Raw genomic sequence first — 16637 nt, forward strand, 5'->3', positions numbered from 1 at the left:
CAATGACATCCATTCTTCTTGCCATCGTGATCGGCGCAGCCTTCGGCGCCGTGCTCGACCGGATCGGGGCGACGAGCCCAAACTGGATCGTCGGGATGCTCACGCTGCGGCGGCTGCACCTGATGAAGACAATCCTTCTGGCCATCGGAACCGGCTCGATCCTGATGTTCGGCGGCCAGATGATCGGCCTTGTCGATGTCGGCCACATGTCGGTGAAGGCAGCTTATATCGGGGTCTTCATCGGCGGGCTGCTTCTGGGTGCGGGCTGGGCGGCGTCGGGCTATTGCCCCGGCACCGGGGTCGCTGCCGCGGCGGCGGGGCGCAAGGATGCGCTGTTCTTCATCGCGGGCGGGCTGCTTGGCGCCGCTACCTACATGGCGACCTATCCGGCCTGGAAGGCCAGCGGGATGCTGGACGATGTGGCCGGCGGCAAGGTCACGCTCGGGACGGTGCCCGGCAGCGGCTATGACGGGCTGACGGCGATTTCCGGCGATCTTCTGGGCATCGCGCTGGGCGCGGTCTTCGTGTTGGTCGCCTTCGTGCTGCCGGACAGTCTTGTCGGGGGCGGCGAAGGGGCTGAGGTTCCGGCCGAGTAACCGCATCTTTCGGCCGAACACAGGAAAACGCCCCGGAGCGATCCGGGGCGTTTTTTGCGGGCGGCAAGCGGTTTGCAAACCGCGGTTACGCGAAATGATCGGCGAAAGCGCCGCGATAAAGTGCTGAAAGATCGGCGAGACCGCCTTCGGAGTTGCCGATGCGGACCTTGTCGCCGGTGAAGCGACCGACGCTCTGGACCGGTACATCGGCCTGCCCGGCGGCGATCATCAGCGCTTCGGCCTGATCGAAATTGCAGGCGACGAGATAGCGGCCCTGATCCTCGCCGAAAAGCCGTGCCTGGTCGGTCTCGTCGATAAGCACGCCAGTGCCGGAGGCCTCGGCCATCTCGAAGGCGGCGAGCGCCAGCCCGCCATCGGAGAGATCGGTGCAGGCCTTGATGAGATCGCGGTTGTCGCGGATGAACGCGCCGTTGCGGCGCTCTGCCTGGAGATCGACCGCGGGCGCATCGCCATCCTCGCGGTTGAAGACCTCGTAGAGCAGCGCGGACTGGCCCAGATGGCCCTGCGTTTCGCCGATGACCAGCGCCACATGCCCCTCGCGCGCGCGGCCGAGGATCGGCTCTTCGCCGGCGGCGATGAGGCCCACTGCGCCGATGGTGGGGGTGGGCAGGATCGCCTGACCGTCGGTTTCGTTATAGAGCGAGACGTTGCCCGATACGATCGGCATGTCGAGCGCCGAACAGGCTTCACCGATACCCCGGATCGCGCCGACGAACTGGCCCATGATCTGCGGTTTTTCAGGATTGCCGAAATTGAGGTTGTCGGTGCTCGCCAGTGGTTTCGCACCAACTGCGCACAGGTTGCGATAGGCTTCGGCCACCGCCTGCTTGCCGCCCTCAACGGGGTTCGCCCGAACGTAGCGCGGGGTCACGTCCGATGTGAAGGCGAGCATCGTGTCCGTGCCGTGCACGCGGATCACGCCCGCGCCCCAGCCGGGGCCTTGCACCGTGTCGGCCATGACCATCGTGTCATATTGCTCGAACACCCAATTGCGGGCGCAGTAATTGGGGCTGCAGATCAGCGCACGGAGCGCATCGATGGGATCGACCTGCGGCACGTCGTCGAGCGGCGCGGCCGGTTCGGTCTCCTCCCACGGGCGGTTGTATTCGGGGGCCGAGGAGGCGAGGCGGGAGAGCGGCATATCGGCTTTCGTCTCGCCGTTATGGACGATGAGAAAGCGATCCTCGTCGATGGTCTCGCCGACAATGGCGAAATCGAGATCCCATTTGTCGAACACCGCGCGGGCCTCGGCCTCCTTGGCGGGATCGAGCACCATGAGCATACGCTCCTGGCTTTCCGAGAGCATCATCTCGTAGGCCGTCATGGCCTCTTCGCGCTGCGGCACCTTTTCGAGGTCGAGCCGGATGCCCAGCTTGCCCTTGTCGCCCATCTCGACCGCCGAGCAGGTGAGGCCCGCCGCGCCCATGTCCTGAATCGAAATGACCGCGCCGGTTTGCATCAGTTCTAGACACGCCTCCATCAGGCGCTTTTCGGTGAAGGGATCGCCGACCTGCACGGTCGGGCGCTTTTCCTCGATGCTGTCATCGAACTCGGCACTGGCCATCGACGCGCCGCCGACACCGTCGCGGCCGGTCTTGGCACCGAGGTAAACCACAGGGCGTCCGACGCCCGAGGCCGCCGAATAGAAGATCTTGTCGGCATCGGCCAGACCGGCGGCAAAGGCGTTGACGAGGCAATTGCCGTTATAGGCCGGATGGAACCGCACTTCGCCGCCCACGGTGGGCACGCCGAAGCAGTTGCCGTAGCCGCCGATCCCCTCGACCACGCCATGCACGAGCTGGCGCGTCTTGGGGTGGTCCTTTTCGCCGAAGCTGAGCGCGTTCATTGCCGCGATGGGGCGTGCGCCCATGGTGAACACGTCGCGCAGGATACCGCCCACGCCGGTGGCCGCGCCCTGGTAGGGCTCGATATAGGATGGGTGATTGTGGCTCTCCATCTTGAAAACCACCGCCTGACCGTCGCCGATATCCACGACGCCCGCATTTTCGCCGGGGCCGCAGATGACCTGCGGGCCGGTGGTCGGCAGCGTCTTGAGGTGGATTTTCGAGGATTTGTAGGAGCAATGCTCGTTCCACATCGCCGAGAAGATGCCGAGTTCCGTGAAGGTCGGCTCGCGGTTCAGGATGCGCAGGATCTCGGCGTATTCGTCGGAATTGATGCCATGCGCGGCGATCAGATCTTCGGTGATGGCGGGCTCTTGCATCTGGCATCCTGTCGGTGGCTGCATGTTATGCGCTCTTTAGGACAAGGCGCCGGGCAGGACAATGCGAACTCATGCATCGGGGCGCGTAAGCACGAACAGCGCCGCACCGCCGAGGCACACTGCCTGGATCGCGAGCACATAGAGCGGCAGGCCGAACAGCACGCTTCCGGCAAAGGTGATGCCCATCATCGAGGTGGCGATGATCTTGTGCCGCCGCGCGATCGCGCCGCGTTCTTCCCATGCGACGACGGGCGGGCCGAAATGCGGATGATCGATGATCCAGGCCCGAATGCGCGGCGATCCCTTGCCGAACGCGAAGGCGGCGACGATCAGCAGCGGGGTCGTGGGCATGACGGGAAGGAACGCTCCGATGATCCCGAGGAGCAGCGCGATCCCGCCCAGCGTCAGCCAGAAAGGACGCGCCAACAAGGCCCAACGGATGCGGTTTGGATACTTGCGTTTGTCCATCGGCTTAATATCGGGCGGTTGGGGTCAAAAAAAAGGCCGAGCAGAAGCTCGGCCGAAGTCCAACAGGGAGGTATGAAGATGAAACGCCAATGCGTTCCGTCTCACATGATCCGAATATGGCACGCGCAGGCAAGTTGGCAAGGAAAAGGGCGCACCGCTCGGCACAATCCCGCTATGCGTGCGGCGCAAGGGTCACAGATCCGCGCCCTGCTCGGCTTCGAGCGCCCGGCGCGTCTGGCGATGGGCGACGATCTCGTCCTGCACGAAATCGCGGAACGCGGCGATACGCTTGGACTGCCGCAGCTCTTCGGGATAGGCGAGGTAGACAGGCACTTCGATGGATTCCAGATCGGGCAGAACGCGCTGTATGGTTGGAAAATCCGCCAGGATATAATCGGGAAGGACGCCGATCCCGAGCCCGGAGCGCACAGCTTGCAGGACCCCAAAGTAATTGTTCACCGTCAGCGTCAGATCGGCATTGGCCAAGAGCCGCTGGTTCAGCATCATGCCCGCGCTGACCTGCGAGTCGCGCGGGTTCTGACAGATCAGGCGATGCGCCCGCATGTCCTCGATGGTGTCCGGCGCGCCGTGTTCGGCGAGGTATTCGGGCGAGGCGTAAAGCCGCATGCGGATGGTCATCAGCTTCTTGCGGATAAGATCGGCCTGGCTCGGCTCCTTCATGCGCACGGCGACATCGGCCTCGCGCATCGGCAGGTCGAGCACCCGCTCCTCCAGCATCAGGTCGATATTGAGGTTGGGATATTTGGCGTAAAGCTTGGGGAGCCGCGGCGCCAGCCAGAGCGAACCGAACCCCGTGGTGGTGGTGACGCGCAATTCGCCGAACGCTTCTTCCTCGCTGTCGCGGATTCGGGCGGTGGCAGCATCGATGCGCTTGTTCATCGAACGCGTGGCATCGAAGAGCAATTCGCCCTGTTCGGTGAGAATCAGCCCTCGCGCGTGGCGGTGAAACAGGACTGTGTTGAGCGAATCCTCCAGCGCGCGGATCTGCCGCGAAACCGCCGATTGCGACAGGTGCAGCGTATCCCCCGCATGGGTCAGGCTGCCGGCATCGGCGACCGCGTGAAAGATTCTGAGTTTATCCCAGTCCATGTCATTCGCTTTCCGTCGTTTCGACCGCTTTACAGGACATAACCGAATTTATGAACGAGAAGTTTTCGGATGCCTGATTTATCACGAAAAAATTTCCATGAAGGTCAGTCTGTGTGACCTAAATCTATGTTAAGGTGAAGCCAAGTCCAGCGTTGGGAGGCGTGTGATGAGCAAGGCCGATATTTCACTGAACGACCGGTTCGATCTGACGAAATCGCCGGTTCTTCTGAACGGCACGCAGGCGCTGGTGCGTTTGATGCTGATGCAGAAGGCACGCGATCTGGCGGCGGGGCTGAACACGGCAGGCTATGTCACCGGCTATCGCGGCTCGCCCCTGGGGGCGGTGGATTTGCAGATGAACAAGGCGGCACGGTTTCTCAAGGCTGCCGATGTGACCTTCAAGGAAGGGCTGAACGAGGATCTTGCCGTGACCGCGCTTTGGGGCGCGCAGCAGGCCGAGTTGCGGGGCGAGGGCACGCATGATGGTGTCTTTGGCCTTTGGTATGGCAAGGGTCCGGGTGTGGACCGCTCGGGCGATGCGATGCGCCATGCCAACATGGCCGGCACGTCGAAACATGGCGGCGTGCTGATGGCGATGGGGGACGATCATACGGGCGAAAGCTCGACGGTGCTGCACCAGTCCGAATGGGCGATGGTGGATGCCTATATGCCGGTGGTCTCGCCCGCCGGGGTGCAGGAGGTGCTGGATTACGGGCTTTACGGCTTTGCGCTATCGCGGTTTTCGGGGCTTTGGGTCGGGCTGAAGACGATGAAGGACACGGTCGAGGCGACGGCGGTGGTCGATGGGCGGCCGGACCGCATGTCTTTCGCGCTGCCGCAATTCGACATGCCCGAGGGCGGGTTGAACATCCGCCTCGGCGACACGCCGCACGCGCAGGAAGCGCGGATGATCGACTACAAACGCTTTGCGGCAGAGGCGTTTTCGCACGCCAACAAGATGGACAAGCGGGTCTGGGGCAAACCCGGCGCGAAGATCGGCTTCGTCGCGGCGGGCAAGAACTGGCTCGATCTGGTCCACGCGCTCAACCTTCTGGGTATCGATGCCGATGAGGCCGAGCGGCTCGGGATCACGACCTACAAGGTGGGCCAGACCTGGCCGCTCGACATGGAGGGTTTTCACGATTGGGCCGAGGGGCTGGAACTCATCGTCGTGGTCGAGGAAAAGCGCAAGCTGATTGAGGTGCAGATCAAGGAAGCTATCTTCGACGACCGGCGCGGGCGGCGCGTCTATGGCTGGTACAAGGGCGGCGCGGGCGGCATGCACCGGGACGAGTTGTTCCCGACGCGCGGCGCGCTCGATCCGGTGATGATCGCCGAAAAGCTGGGCGGCATCCTCATCGAGGAAGGTCGCAACACGGATCGCATCAAGGCCGGACTGCAAGCCATTGAAGATGCAAAGAAAGCTGACAATGCCGTAGAGATCGCGGCGCGTCTGCCCTATTTCTGTTCAGGCTGCCCGCACAACAGCTCGACCAAGCTGCCCGAGGGCAGCCGAGGCTATGCCGGGATCGGCTGTCACTACATGGTGCAGTGGATGGACCGCGAGACCGTGGGCTTTACGCATATGGGTGCGGAGGGTGCGAACTGGATCGGGGAGTCGCTGTTTTCCAAAAGACCGCATGTGTTTCAGAACCTTGGCGACGGGACCTACAACCATTCCGGCGTGCAAGCGATCCGCGCGGCGCTGGCTGCGGGCACAACGATCACCTACAAGATCCTCTACAACGATGCCGTCGCCATGACCGGCGGCCAGAAGAACGAGGGCGGGCTTTCGCCCCAGCAGATCGCCGCCGAACTCAAGGCGATGGGCGTGCCGCATATCGCGGTGGTCTATGACGAGAAAGAGGACGTGGACTTCAAAGCCTTCCCGCAAGGCATTGAAATGAAAGAGCGCGCAGATTTGCAAACCGTGCAGGAGAAGTTTGCAAACACGACAGGCGTCAGCGCGATCATCTACATCCAGACCTGCGCCGCCGAAAAGCGCCGCCGCCGCAAGCGCGGGCAGTTTCCCGACCCCGACAAGCGCGTGTTCATCAACACCGAAGTCTGCGAAGGCTGCGGCGATTGCGGGGTGCAATCGAACTGTGTGTCCATCGTGCCGAAGGAAACCGAACTCGGCCGCAAACGCGCGATTGACCAGTCGTCCTGCAACAAGGATTTTTCCTGCCTCAAGGGGTTCTGCCCGTCTTTCGTCACGCTCGAAGGGGCGCAGGTGAAGAAAGGGGCGACCACGGATCTGACCTTGCCCGACCTGCCGGACCCCGAACTGCCGCAGATTGACGGGACGTGGAACATCGTCATCACCGGCGTCGGCGGCACCGGCGTTGTCACCATCGGCGCGGTGCTGGCGCAGGCGGCGCAGATCGACGGCAAGGGTGCGGGCATGATGGAGATGGCGGGCCTCGCCCAAAAGGGCGGCGCGGTGCATATCCATCTGCGTCTGGCCAACCGCCCCGAGGACATCAGCGCGATCCGCGTGGCGACGGGCGAGATGGACACGCTGATCGGCGGCGATCTGGTGGTCAGTGCCGGGGCCAAGACGCTGGGTCTGATGAAGGCCGGGCGAACGGGCGGCGTGGTGAACAGCCACGAGATCATCACCGGCGATTTCACCCGCAACACCGAATTCGCGTTGCCAAGCGAGCGGTTGCGCCTGACTCTTGAAGCGCGGCTCAAGGAGCGTGTGGATTTCTTCGATGCCTCCGATCTGGCGAAGGCGACGCTGGGCGATACGATTTTTTCCAACATGATGATCCTCGGCGCAGCGTGGCAGCGCGGGCTGGTGCCACTGAGCATGGGCGCGATCCGGCAGGCGGTGGAGTTGAACGGCGCAGCGGCCGAGAAGAACCTGCGTGCCTTCGAAATCGGCCGCTGGGCAGTGCTGCATCCCGAAGAGGCCGCGCGCTTGGCCGAGCCGGATGTGATCGCCCTGCCGAAGACGCTGGACGAGAAGATCGCCTTCCGGGCCGATCATCTCGCGGCATACCAGTCGAAACGATATGCCGGGCGCTATCTGAAGCTGGTGAACGAGGCCGACGATCCGCGCCTCAAAGAGGCGATCGCCAAGGGCTATCACAAGCTGCTGGCTTACAAGGACGAATACGAGGTCGCGCGCCTGCATCTCGAAACGCGCGACAAGGCCCGCGCCGAGTTCGGTGGCGATTTCCGCATGACCTTCCATCTCGCGCCGCCGATCTTCAGCGAGGACGGCCCGGACGGTCGGCCTCTCAAGAAGGCTTATGGCGAAAGGATGCTGACCGGCTTCGGTATCCTCGCGCGCCTCAAGGCGCTGCGTGGCACGCCCTTCGATCCGTTCGGGCGGACAGAAGAGCGGCGCATGGAACGCGCGCTGATCCGGCAATACGAGGCAGACTTCTCCGAATGGCTGCCGAAAGTGCGGCCCGAGACAATGGACGCGCTTGTCGCGCTCGCCGAATTGCCGCTGCAGATCAAGGGATTCGGCCCGGTGAAACAGGCCAACGCCGCAAGGGCCGAGAAGCGGCGCGAGGAACTCTTGGCCGTCCTGCAAAGCGGCGGCGCGGGATTGAGCCGCGCGGCGGAGTAAGTGCGAGGGCACTCGCAACAGCCTGCGCAAACAATTTCGAAAATCGCGTCCAATGCTTCTACCGCGAAGGAAAAGATCGGCCCGGGCAATGGATTCTCCCCGCAAAGCGCCGTATGAGACAGGCAACCAATCGGGGCAGCTTTTGCAGGGGAACGGGCGAACATGGCCGTGGGTATTTTCGACAGCGGACTTGGCGGTCTGACGGTGCTCGACGCGGTCACGCGCGAGATGCCGGAGGTGCCGTTCGTCTATTTCGGCGACAACCGCAATGCGCCTTATGGCGTGCGCGATGCCGATGACGTCTACGACCTGACCTGCGCTGCGACCGAACGTCTTTGGGCGGCGGGTTGCGATCTGGTGATCCTGGCTTGCAATACCGCCTCGGCGGCGGCGCTGCGGCGGATGCAGGAAAGCTGGGTGCCGCCGGGCAAGCGCGTTCTGGGCGTCTTTGTCCCGCTGATCGAGGCGCTGACCGAACGTCAGTGGGGCGACAACTCCCCGCCGCGCGAGGTGGCGGTCAAGCATGTCGCGCTCTTCGCCACACCCGCCACGGTCAGCAGCCGCGCCTTTCAGCGCGAACTGGCCTTCCGCGCCATTGGTGTCGACGTGGAGGCGCAGGCCTGCGGCGGTCTTGTCGATGCGATCGAAGAGGGAGACATGATTTTGGCCGAAGCGCTGGTTCGGTCCCATGTCGATGCGCTCAAACGCAAGATGCCCGCGCCGGAAGCGGCGATCCTGGGCTGTACGCATTATCCCTTGTTGCAAGATGCGTTCCAGGCGGCGCTCGGCCCCGATGTGGCCGTTTATTCGCAGGCCGATCTGGTGGCCGCCTCGCTGGCCGATTACCTGCGGCGCCATCCGAACATGCACGGTCCGGGTGAGGAGGCGCTGTTCCTGACATCGGGCGATGCCGGGCGCGTTTCGGATCGGGCGACGCAATTTCTGCGGCGCGAGATCCGCTTTCAACCGATTTGATCCGTCATTACGGGGCAGGAACGATATGAGCTACAAGATCGCAATCATCGGCGCGAGCGGCTACACGGGGGCCGAACTGTTGCGGCTCATTGCCACCCATCCGCAAATGGAGGTGGCGGCGCTCGCGGCCAATTCCAAGGCGGGGCAAAGCATCGCGCAGGTCTTCCCGCATCTACGCCATCTCGCTCTGCCGCAGCTTGTCCGCTGGGAAGAGATCGATTTCTCCGGCATCGACCTGTGCTTCTGCGCCCTGCCGCACAAGACCAGCCAGGAGGTGATCGCGCAGCTTCCCGAAGGGTTGAAGATCGTCGATCTGTCCGCCGATTTTCGTCTGCGCGATACGGCGGATTACGAGACATGGTATGGCAATGCCCATGCCGCGCCCGCGCTTCAATCGAGCGCCGTCTACGGGCTGACCGAGTTCTACCGCGATGAGATCGCCGCAGCCCGGCTGGTCGCCGGCACGGGCTGCAATGCCGCAACCGGCCAATACGCGCTGCGCCCCTTGATCGCGGATCGCGTGATCGGGCTCGATGACATCATCCTCGATCTGAAATGCGCGGTCTCCGGCGCGGGCCGCGCGCTGAAGGAAAACCTGCTGCATGCAGAGCTGTCCGAAGGGGTCAACGCCTATGCGGTCGGCGGCACGCATCGCCACCTGGGTGAATTCGATCAGGAGTTTTCCGATCTCGCCGGTGCGCCGGTCCGGGTTCAGTTCACGCCTCATCTCATCCCTGCCAATCGCGGCATCCTCGCCACCTGCTATGTGAGCGGCGATCCGCGGGCCGTGCATGACGCGCTTTCGAACGCCTATGTTCGAGAGCGTTTCATCGAAGTTCTGCCCTTCGGAGACACCCCCTCGACGCATCATGTGCGCGGCTCGAATTATTGCCATATCGGCGTCACTGGAGACCGGATCGCGGGCCGCGCCATCGTCGTCGCCGCGCTCGACAACCTGACCAAGGGCTCATCGGGGCAGGCGGTGCAAAACGCCAATCTCATGCTCGGCCTCGATGAGGCGATGGGGCTGGAGCTCGCTCCCTGCTTTCCCTGACGATCGTTCCGAAGTTTGATCTGTCGCAGTGTTCGGACCGCGCCTTTGTGCTTATATTGCGCCTGTATCGCTATGTGAGGATGTCATGGCTCTGAAGTCGCTGAAAAAGCAAAGACGAATCCAGGTGATCGCGCTGGCCGTGGTCGCGCTGGTCCTGTCGACGGCACTGATCGGATACGGGATGCGCGACGGCATCAATTTCTTCCGCTCGCCCAGCCAGGTGGCCGAAGAGCCGCCCGCCCCGAACGAAGTGTTCCGCATCGGCGGACTGGTCGAAGAAGGCTCGCTCGTGCGCGGGCAGGGGTCGGTTATTTCCTTCACCGTCACCGATGGCGGCGCGGCCGTGCCGGTGACCTATAGCGGCGTGCTGCCCGACCTTTTCGCCGAAAACCAGGGCATGGTCGGCACCGGTCGCCTGGTGGATGGCGTGTTCGAAGCAACGGAAATCCTGGCCAAGCATGACGAGGATTACATGCCGACCGAGGTGGTGGACGCGCTCAAGGAGCAGGGGGTCTACAAGGAGCCGGGCGCGGAAAGCTGAGCCAGAGGCCCGCCTTTCCAACGTCTTCTCTTTCCAAATACTCAAACCGGGCGCGCAGCGCCCGGCCTGCTCAACTCTTCGAAGGAAAGGTCGAAATCACCCTTTCAGGATCGAGCGCCCGGCGTATTCGGCGGTTTCGGCCAGCATCTCCTCGATGCGGATCAGCTGGTTGTATTTCGCCAACCGGTCCGACCGCGCCAGCGAGCCGGTCTTGATCTGCCCGCAATTCGTCGCGACTGCCAGATCGGCGATGGTGGCATCTTCGGTCTCCCCCGAGCGGTGGCTCATCACATTGGTATAGCGCGCGCGGTGGGCCATATCGACAGCGCGCAGCGTTTCGGTCAGGGTGCCGATCTGGTTGACCTTGACCAGCATCGAATTGGCGCAGCCCTTCTCGATCCCCTCGGCCAGACGGGCGGGGTTTGTCACGAAAAGATCGTCGCCCACAAGCTGCACCTTGTCGCCCAGAACGTCGGTGAGCGTCGCCCATCCGTCCCAGTCATCTTCCGCCATGCCATCCTCGATCGAGAAGATCGGGTAATCCTGCACAAGCGCCTGCAGGTAGGACACGTTCTCGTCCGAACTCAGCGTCTTGCCCTCGCCCGAAAGCACATAGGCGCCGTCCTTGTAATATTCCGTCGCCGCGCAATCGAGGGCGAGCATGATGTCGTCGCCCGGCGTGTAGCCGGCCTTTTCGATGGATTTCAGCACGAAATCGAGTGCATCGCGCGTCGAGCTGAGGTTCGGGGCGAAACCGCCCTCGTCGCCGATGCCGGTGGACAGGCCCGCATCGGTCAGCTCCTTTTTCAGCGTATGGAACACTTCCGCGCCGATGCGCACCGCGTCGCGGATATTCTCCGCTGCCACCGGCATGATCATGAATTCCTGGATGTCGATAGGGTTGTCGGCATGTTCGCCGCCGTTGATGATGTTCATCATCGGCACCGGCAGAACGCGCGCCGATGTGCCGCCGACATAACGGTAAAGCGGCTGGGCCGAGAAATCGGCAGCGGCCTTGGCGGCGGCAAGGCTGACGCCGAGGATCGCGTTGGCGCCGAGGCGGCTCTTGTTGTCGGTGCCGTCAAGCTCGATCATCGCCATGTCGATGCCGACCTGTTCGGTCGCGTCCATGCCGACGATCTCTTCGGCGATCTCGCCATTGACGGACGCCACGGCTTCCAGAACGCCCTTACCCTTGTAGCGGGCCTTGTCGCCGTCGCGTTTCTCGACCGCCTCATAGGCACCGGTCGATGCGCCCGAGGGCACGGCGGCGCGGCCGATGGTGCCGTCTTCGAGCATGACGTCGACCTCGACCGTGGGGTTGCCCCGGCTGTCGAGGATTTCGCGGGCGTAGATGTCGATGATGGTGCTCATGTCGGGCGTCCCTGCTGCTTGGCTGTTTGGGGCGGTATAACAGGCGGAGGGATAAAGTGAACAGCGGACGATGACGCTAGAGGGCGCGCCGTGCCGGCTCGAGCCCGGCAAGCGCGGCACGCCGCGCCGCGCGTTCGCGCAGCACGGTGTAGATGCCGGACCCGACGACCAGCGCGCCGCCGACAAGCATCCATCCATCGATCCGTTCACCGAAGAGAACCGCGCCCAGCGTCAGCCCGAAGATCAGCCGCGCGTAGCGGAACGGTGTGACGACCGAGATCTCGCCGACCCGCATCGCGGCGGTGATCGCGTAGTAGGCCATGATGCTCGGCACGATTGCAAGCGCGAAGAAGCCGATCTCCCGCAGGTCGGGCATGATCCAGCGCCCGTAGAACGGCAGTTGCAGGCACCCCGCGACGATGAAGGCCGAGAAGCCGAGTGTCGCCAATTGCAGATTCGTCAAGGTTCCGGGCGCCGCGCGTGTCGACAGATCGCGCGCCGCGAGCGCGAGCATAGCGCCGACCGGCAGGAGCGCGGCCAGATCGAAGCCTTCGCCACCGGGGCGCAGAATCACCAGCACGCCGATCAGACCGATGCAAATGGCACACCAGCGCCGCCAGCTGACGGATTCGCCGAAAAACACCACGGCGCCGAGCGCGACCATCAGCGGGCCGGCCTGCAGGATCGCGGTGAGCAGGGAGAGCGGCACCAGCGCCAATGCGTTTGACATGAAGAGCGTGGCCGTGATCTCCGCGCAATAGCGCGAGGCAACCGCCCGGTTCGCCAGCGCGGCGGGCAGTAATGGCTGGCCGGAGCGCAGCGTCGCGAGGGCGAGCAGCGCCGTGCCGACGCCGCCGAAGGTCACGATGATCTGGCTGAGCGGAACGGTTTGCGTCAGTAGCTTGATCCCGACATCGCCGAGCGCAAAGCCGGCCATCGCGGCGATCATCAGCAGGATGCCCTGAAAATTCTGCATGGCTCTGGCGTTACGCCTCTTGGCGGGCCAAGGCCAGAGCGTTCGTCACTTCTTCAGCTTCACACCGTAAAGCTCCAGCTTGTGACCCTTGAGCTTGTAGCCCAGCTTGGTGGCGATCTTCTCCTGAAGCGCCTCGATCTCTGGATCGACGAATTCGATCACCTTGCCGGTTTGCAGGTCGATCAGGTGGTCGTGGTGGTCCCGCTCGGCATCCTCGTAGCGGGCACGGCCATCGCCGAAATCCACCTTTTCGAGGATTCCCGCCTCCTCGAACAGCTTGACGGTGCGATAGACCGTGGCAAGCGAGATATTGGGGTCGATGGCCGAGGCACGGGCGTAAAGCTCCTCGACATCGGGATGATCGCGCGAGCCTTCCAACACATGCGCTATGGTGCGACGTTGATCGGTGAGCCGCAGCCCCTGGGCTTCGCAGCGCGAGATGATGGTATCAGGCATCGCCGGGCCTCTTGTCGTCTTTCGCCGGGGTGTAGCGTTTCGCGCCCGCGCTGACCATAAGGCCGGCGCGGATTTCTACGCGTGGCGGCGCAGGTGTCCCAGATAAACCAGCAGGGCAGTCACGACGATGGCGCCGCCGACCAGCATGCGGATTGTGGGTGCCTCGCCGATGAAGATCCAGACCCAGACCGGGCCGAACACGGTCTCCAGCAGCAGGAACAGGCTGACATTGACCGATGCGGTGTGCCGCGAGGCTTCGGACATCAGGTAGAACGACGCGGGCAGGACGATCAGGCTCGCGGTGGCGATGGGCCAGAGCGTTCCTTGCGTGAGCGCCGCCGCGCCCGACAAGCCAAGCGCCCACAGCCCGGCCAGCAGCGCGCCCAGCCCGACCGCGCCGAGCAGCGGCAGTTGCGGATTGTGCCTGAGCAACGTGAAGTTGAGCGACAGGCTGAGCGCGACGCCGAGCCCGGCGCAGACACCGAGCACCGCATCGGGGTTGAGCGCCATGTCGCCCTTGCCGGTCATGGCGATGAAGATCCCCGCGCTGACGAACAGGATGGCGATCCATGTCGCCCGCCGCGTCGCCTCTCGGTAAAGCAGCCATGACCAGAGCGCGGCGCAGATCGGCACCGTGGCCACGGCGATCAGCACCGCCGCGACGGGGGCAAGATAGATCGCGGTGGCAAAGAGCGTGGCATTGGCCGTCTGCGCGAGGATGAGCGCTGCCCCGGCGGGCGAGGCGAGCCTCGGGATCTGCCGCGCCTGACCCGTCAGCAGCGCCGCGAACAGGAAAATCGTTCCCATCGACAGCCCGCGCCACGCCACGAGCGGCGCGGCGCCGAGGCCGGACAGACGTATCAGGAGGGCGTCCGGCGTGAGTATCATCACGCCAGCAAAGGCCAGCTACAGACCCTTCATGGCGGGTGCGTCAGCTGTAGAGAGGCGTCACGCCCATCTGCATATGCAGCGTGTTGACCGTTGTTTGATCCAGCCCCATCGCGCGGGCAAGACGATCGAGATATTGCGCCTCGGCCTCGGTATCGACGCGGATCGTCATGAGCGAGGCGGAATAGACCTGCGTGCGCAGATGCGCCGGGGTGTCATTGGCCAGCGCGTCGGCGTCGACGTGCGCGTCAAGCTGGGTCTTGACGAAGGCGATATCATCCGCGTCGGCATCCTCGCCCACGGTTTCGAGGATCTTGGCGCGTTCGGCCTCGTCGATCCCGCCATCGGACTTGGCGGCCTGAATCATTGCGCGCAGCATGAGCGCGGCGGTTTCCTCGGCCTCTGGCGTCATCGCGCCGGACTTGGCGGCCTGATCGAGCATGCCGCCCATGTTGCGCCCGCCCATCGCGGCCATGCCGCTGGCTGCCGCGAGCATCCCGGCAAGGCCGGTCCCGCCGCCCGCTTCGGCGTCGCCCGAGGACAGAAGCCCGCGCTTTTCAGCCGTCCGCTCTGATGAACCGCCGCCCATGAGCGCGGAGAAATCGAAGCCGCCCGATTGCAGATTCTCCATCAGCCCGGAGAGCGGGTTGTCCTTGCCGCCCATCATCTGGCTCATCTGCGCCTGCATGTTGGACATCGGATTGTCGCCCTTGACCTGTGCGCCGCCCGAAAGCCCGCCCATCCCCTTGCCGCGCGTGAAGTGATCGACGCCGCGTGCGGCGGCATATCCGATGGCCATCTTGGCCAGCGTTCCCATCAAACTCATCTTCCATCTCCCTCGCTATGTTGCTGGCGAGGATGACAGATTCGGACGGTCAAGGCGACTGCCCGCTCAGGTGCCGCAAAAGGTGGCGGTCACGACCTCTTCGGGGCGGGGGGGCTGGCGCAGATCCGCATCGGCCTCGTTCGCCTCGAAGGGCGCGGCATAGGCCGCGTTCAGGCGATGAAAGAGCGTATCGTCGCCCTCGACGGCGGCGGCGATCATTTCCTCGATGCGGTGATTGCGCGGGATCAGCACGGGGTTGGCTTGCGCCATCATCGAAGCGGCATCCGGCTCGGTCTCAAGGCGCTTTTGCCAAAGCTCGGACCATTGATCGAACCCCGTTGGATCGGCGAAGAGGCCGCGCGCGCTGCCATCGATCAAGCCTCTGAACGTATTGGTGAAATCCGTTTCGGACGCTTCCATCAGGGCCAGAAGATCGGTGATCAGCTGCGCATCCTCGGCGCGCGGATCGGAAATCCCGATCTTGGCGGCAAAGCGCTTCAGCCACTCGCTTCGGATCATCTCGGGCATGGTGTGGATCTGCGCGGTGAACGGCTCCACCGCCGCTTCGGGGTCGGGCATCAGCCCAAGCAGCGCCGATGCAAGCTGCGCCATGTTCCAGACGATGATATCGGCCTGCGCGGCATAGCTGTAGCGCCCGAACCGGTCGATCGAGGAATAGACGGTCGCGGGATGGTAGCTGTCCATGAAGGCGCAGGGGCCGTAATCTATGGTCTCGCCCGAAATGGCGCAATTGTCGGTATTCATCACGCCGTGGATGAAGCCGAGCGAAAGCCACTGCGCGACTAGCGCCGCCTGCCGCCGCATGACCGCGTCGAGGAACAGCGCCGGATCGGCCGCATCGGGGTAATGCCGCGCGACCGCGTAGTCGAAGAGCGTTTGCAGCGCGTCGTGATCACCCGTGGCGGCGATGGCCTGAAAGGTGCCGACGCGCAGATGGCTTTGCGCAACGCGCGTGAGGACCGCGCCGGGCAGGGGCCGTTCGCGGTAGACCGGCTCGCCGGTGCGCACCGCCGCCAGAGCGCGGGTCGTTGGCACGCCGAGCGCGTGCATCGCCTCGCTGACGACGTATTCGCGCAGAACCGGGCCGAGCCAGGCGCGCCCGTCGCCCATGCGTGAAAAGGGCGTGCGGCCCGAACCCTTGAGCTGGATGTCGCGGCGGATGCCGTCCGGCCCCACGGTTTCGCCCAAGAGCACTGCGCGCCCGTCGCCGAGGCGGGGGTTGTACTGGCCAAACTGGTGCCCGGCATAAAGCTGCGCAAGCGGGCTCGCGCCGTCGGGGACCCGGTTGCCGCCGAATACGGGTGCGAGATCGGCTTCATCCCAGCCGTCGATACCGATCTCGCGCGCCAGATCGGCGTTGAACGCGATGAGGCTCGGTGCTTTCACCGGGACGGGCGAAACACGGGCGAAGAAGTCCGGCGGAAGGGCGGCATAGCTGTTGTCGAAGGGAATGTGCAGGGTCATGGCCTGAAGATAGGTCCATGCGCCGCCGATCTCCAGCCATTTGCCTTTATTCGATTG

The 16637-nt window shown here is 64.0% G+C and carries 14 protein-coding genes; 5 read left to right on the forward strand and 9 right to left on the reverse strand.

What is annotated here, in order from left to right:
• The first annotated feature begins 2 nt into the window (after positions 1-2).
• Positions 3-596, forward strand: a complete 594-nt coding sequence (locus tag M3465_RS14045; RefSeq protein WP_249502406.1) for a YeeE/YedE thiosulfate transporter family protein — start codon at positions 3-5, stop codon at positions 594-596.
• An 85-nt stretch (positions 597-681) separates the two neighbouring features.
• Here the strand turns inward: M3465_RS14045 and purL are convergent, their stop codons facing one another.
• The 3 genes from purL to M3465_RS14060 all read right to left on the reverse strand — a co-directional run bounded on the left by purL (position 682) and on the right by M3465_RS14060 (position 4419).
• Positions 682-2841, reverse strand: a complete 2160-nt coding sequence (gene purL / locus M3465_RS14050; RefSeq protein WP_249502407.1) for a phosphoribosylformylglycinamidine synthase subunit PurL — start codon at positions 2839-2841, stop codon at positions 682-684.
• A 69-nt stretch (positions 2842-2910) separates the two neighbouring features.
• Entirely contained in the window at positions 2911-3309 is a 399-nt protein-coding gene (locus M3465_RS14055) for a YbaN family protein (RefSeq protein WP_249502408.1), read from the reverse strand.
• A gap of 192 nt (positions 3310-3501) precedes the next feature.
• Positions 3502-4419, reverse strand: coding sequence for a LysR family transcriptional regulator (locus M3465_RS14060; protein ID WP_249502409.1), 918 nt, complete (start codon positions 4417-4419; stop codon positions 3502-3504).
• A gap of 166 nt (positions 4420-4585) precedes the next feature.
• Between M3465_RS14060 and M3465_RS14065 the strand changes: the two genes are divergently transcribed.
• The 4 genes from M3465_RS14065 to ccmE all read left to right on the forward strand — a co-directional run bounded on the left by M3465_RS14065 (position 4586) and on the right by ccmE (position 10575).
• Positions 4586-8005, forward strand: coding sequence for an indolepyruvate ferredoxin oxidoreductase family protein (locus M3465_RS14065; RefSeq protein ID WP_249502410.1), 3420 nt, complete (start codon positions 4586-4588; stop codon positions 8003-8005).
• Between the two features lie 162 nt (positions 8006-8167).
• Positions 8168-8980: a glutamate racemase gene (murI, locus tag M3465_RS14070; RefSeq protein WP_249502411.1), complete on the forward strand. Its 813-nt coding sequence runs from the start codon at positions 8168-8170 to the stop codon at positions 8978-8980.
• Positions 8981-9005: 25 nt separating this feature from the next.
• Entirely contained in the window at positions 9006-10034 is a 1029-nt protein-coding gene (argC, locus tag M3465_RS14075; RefSeq protein ID WP_249502412.1) for an N-acetyl-gamma-glutamyl-phosphate reductase, read from the forward strand.
• A gap of 85 nt (positions 10035-10119) precedes the next feature.
• The gene (gene ccmE / locus M3465_RS14080; protein WP_249502413.1) at positions 10120-10575 is read left to right on the forward strand and encodes a cytochrome c maturation protein CcmE; all 456 of its coding nucleotides are present in this window, start codon (positions 10120-10122) and stop codon (positions 10573-10575) included.
• 96 nt (positions 10576-10671) lie between these two features.
• Here the strand turns inward: ccmE and eno are convergent, their stop codons facing one another.
• From eno to M3465_RS14110, 6 genes are all read right to left on the reverse strand, one after another.
• Positions 10672-11949, reverse strand: a complete 1278-nt coding sequence (gene eno, locus M3465_RS14085; RefSeq protein WP_249502414.1) for a phosphopyruvate hydratase — start codon at positions 11947-11949, stop codon at positions 10672-10674.
• Between the two features lie 76 nt (positions 11950-12025).
• Positions 12026-12925 carry a DMT family transporter gene (locus M3465_RS14090; RefSeq protein WP_249502415.1) on the reverse strand — a complete coding sequence of 300 codons (900 nt, stop codon included), beginning with the start codon at positions 12923-12925 and terminating at the stop codon, positions 12026-12028.
• 45 nt (positions 12926-12970) lie between these two features.
• On the reverse strand, positions 12971-13381 hold the full coding sequence (locus tag M3465_RS14095; protein WP_249502416.1) for a Fur family transcriptional regulator: 411 nt from the start codon (positions 13379-13381) through the stop codon (positions 12971-12973).
• A 75-nt stretch (positions 13382-13456) separates the two neighbouring features.
• A complete protein-coding gene (locus M3465_RS14100; RefSeq protein WP_249502729.1) occupies positions 13457-14269 on the reverse strand; it encodes a DMT family transporter in 813 nt (270 codons plus the stop codon).
• Positions 14270-14312: 43 nt separating this feature from the next.
• Positions 14313-15095 (reverse strand): DUF533 domain-containing protein, encoded by a 783-nt coding sequence (locus tag M3465_RS14105; RefSeq protein WP_249502417.1) that lies wholly within the window; start codon positions 15093-15095, stop codon positions 14313-14315.
• A 66-nt stretch (positions 15096-15161) separates the two neighbouring features.
• A complete protein-coding gene (locus M3465_RS14110; RefSeq protein WP_249502418.1) occupies positions 15162-16580 on the reverse strand; it encodes a protein adenylyltransferase SelO in 1419 nt (472 codons plus the stop codon).
• Positions 16581-16637: the final 57 nt, after the last annotated feature.

The sequence above is a fragment of the Marivita sp. GX14005 genome (assembly GCF_023370775.1).
Classification (GTDB): Bacteria; Pseudomonadota; Alphaproteobacteria; order Rhodobacterales; family Rhodobacteraceae; genus Marivita.